The organism is Micromonospora sp. NPDC049257 (genome assembly GCF_040678915.1).
GTDB classification, from domain to species: Bacteria; Actinomycetota; Actinomycetes; order Mycobacteriales; family Micromonosporaceae; genus Micromonospora; species Micromonospora antibiotica.
In genome coordinates, this window is the sequence record NZ_JBFAQU010000063.1 from 1 (window position 1) to 2,656 (window position 2,656).

Annotated in this window: 1 protein-coding gene; it reads right to left on the reverse strand. The window is 70.8% G+C overall.

What is annotated here, in order from left to right:
* Nucleotides 1-2,656 (reverse strand): type I polyketide synthase (locus AB0K25_RS31710; RefSeq protein ID WP_363824013.1); only part of this gene is annotated, 2,656 nt, incomplete at both ends.

The window sequence follows — 2,656 nt, forward strand, 5'->3', positions numbered from 1 at the left end:
CGAAAAACAGCATCACACTCCCACAACTCCCGACCCATACCCCACCACTGAGACCCCTGACCCGGAAACACAAACACCGTCCCACCCGACACCACACCACCCGACACCACACCCGACGACAACACCACACCCGAACCCGGAACCAAACCCGAAACCGGAACAGAAACCGGAACCGGAACCGGAACCGGAACCGGAACCAAAGACGAACCCGAAACCGATACCGAAGCAGGAACCGAATCCGCAGTCGGAGCCGCATCCGGAGACGTGGTCGAAGTCGGAATCGGAGACGACACGAAATCCGCGCCAGAACCCAACGCCGTCAAACCCGCAACCAACTCCGCCCGAGAATTACCCACCACCACCGCACGATGCGCAAACCCAGCACGACCCGCCAACGTCCACGCCACATCCGACAACGACACCCCACCACCAACACCACCCAGAAAACCCGCCAACCGCACCGCCTGCGCCCGCAGGGCCTCCACCGACCGCGCCGACAACACCAACGGCACCGGCCCCACCGGCTCGTCGCCCGTAACCACGACCGGCTCCGGCACCGACTCCAGGATCACGTGCGCGTTGGTGCCGCTCATACCGAACGAGGAGACGGCCGACCGGCGGGGACGCCCGCCCTCCCACGGCCGCGCCTCGGTGAGCAGCTCCACCGCACCCGACGACCAGTCCACGTGCGTGGTCGGCTCGTCGACGTGCAGCGTCTTCGGCATCACCCCGGCCCGCATCGCCAGCACCATCTTGATCACGCCGGCCACTCCGGCGGCGGCGAGGGTGTGGCCGACGTTCGACTTCAGGGAGCCGAGGAACAGCGGACGCTCCGCGGAATGCTCCCGACCATACGTCGCCAACAACGCCTGCGCCTCGATCGGATCACCCAACCTCGTCCCCGTACCATGCGCCTCCACCACATCCACCTCACCCGCCGACAACCCCGCACTCGCCAACGCCTGACGAATCACCCGCTCCTGCGACGGACCATGCGGAGCCGTCAAACCATTCGACGCACCGTCCTGATTCACCGCACTACCCCGCACCAGAGCCAGGACGGGGTGCCCGTTCCGCCGGGCGTCCGACAACCGCTCCAACATGATCACGCCGACGCCCTCGCCCCAGCCCGTGCCGTCGGCGGAGGATGAGAACGCCTTGCAGCGGCCGTCCACCGACAGCGCCCGCTGCCGGCTGAACTCGACGAAGTTGACCGGCCCGGCCATCACGGTGGCCCCGCCGACCAGGGCCAGCGAGCACTCGCCGGTACGCAGTGACCCGGCGGCGAGGTGCAGGGCGACCAGCGACGACGAGCAGGCGGTGTCGACCGTGATGGCCGGCCCCTCCAGGCCGAGGGTGTAGGCGATGCGGCCGGAGGCGACGCTCGTGGTGGTGCCGGTGGAGACGTGCCCTTCGACGCCGGCCGGGGTGTGGCCCAGCCGGGTGACGTAGTCGCTGGTGATGACGCCGACGAATACGCCGGTGTCGCTGCCGCGCAGTTCCGCCGGGTCGACGCCAGCCGCCTCGATGGCCTCCCACGAGGTCTCCAGCAGCAGCCGCTGCTGCGGGTCCATCGCCGCCGCCTCACGGGGGCTGATCTCGAAGAAGTCCGCGTCGAACGTGTCGGCGTCGCGCAGGAACCCGCCCTGCCGGGTGTAGGTCCGGCCGACGGCGGCCGGGTCGGGGTCGTACAGGTCGTCCACGTTCCAGCCCCGGTCGGTGGGGAAGTCGCCGATGGTGTCGACGCCGTCGGCGACCACCCGCCACAGGTGTTCCGGGCTGGCGACGCCGCCCGGGAACCGGCAGGACATGGCGATGATGGCGACCGGGTCGTCGGCTACCGCGACGGCGGTGCGGGTCGTCGGCGTCACCGGTGCCGCGCCGTCCGGCCCGGCGACGACGGTACGCAGGTGTTCCGCCAGCGCGGCCGGGGTGGGGTGGTCGAAGACCGCGGTCGCGGCGAGCGTGATGCCGGTCGCGGCGACGAGCCGGTTGCGCAGTTCGACGGCCGTCAGCGAGTCCACACCCAGCTCCCGGAAGGGCCGCTGCGGGTCGACCGGTTCACCGTCGGTGCGACCGAGGACCACGTCCACCTCGGCACGTACCAGGTCGGACAGGAACGCGGTCTGCTCCTGCGGGGTCTGCCCGGCCAGCCGCTGGGCCAGGTGGCCGGTGGCGTCGGTCGCCGCCGCCGCCCGCCGCCGGGCGGGCCGGACCAGCCTGCTCAGCATCGGCGGTACGGCGTCCCGGGCGGCGAACGCGCCCAGGTTCAGTCGTACCGGCAGGACCGTCGGGCGGTCGATGTCGAGGGCGGCGTCGAGGGCGGCGAGTCCCTGCTCCACCTCGATCGGCAGGACGCCGGCAGCGGCGATCCGATCGAGTTCGGCCCGCCCGAGACCGCCGGCCATTCCGCTGGTGGTGTCCCAGAGCCCCCACCCGATGGCGGTGGCGCGCAGGCCGTTGCGGTGGCGGTGGTGGGCGAGGGCGTCCTGGAAGGCGTTGGCCGCGCCGTAGTTGGCCTGGCCCGGGTTCCCCATGGTCGCGGCGGCGCTGCTGTAGGTGACGAGGGTGACGTCGGGGTGGTGTTGGAGTGCGGTGTGGAGGGTGTGGGTGGTGTCGATTTTGGCGGTGAGGGTGGTGTGGAGGGTGTGGGGGG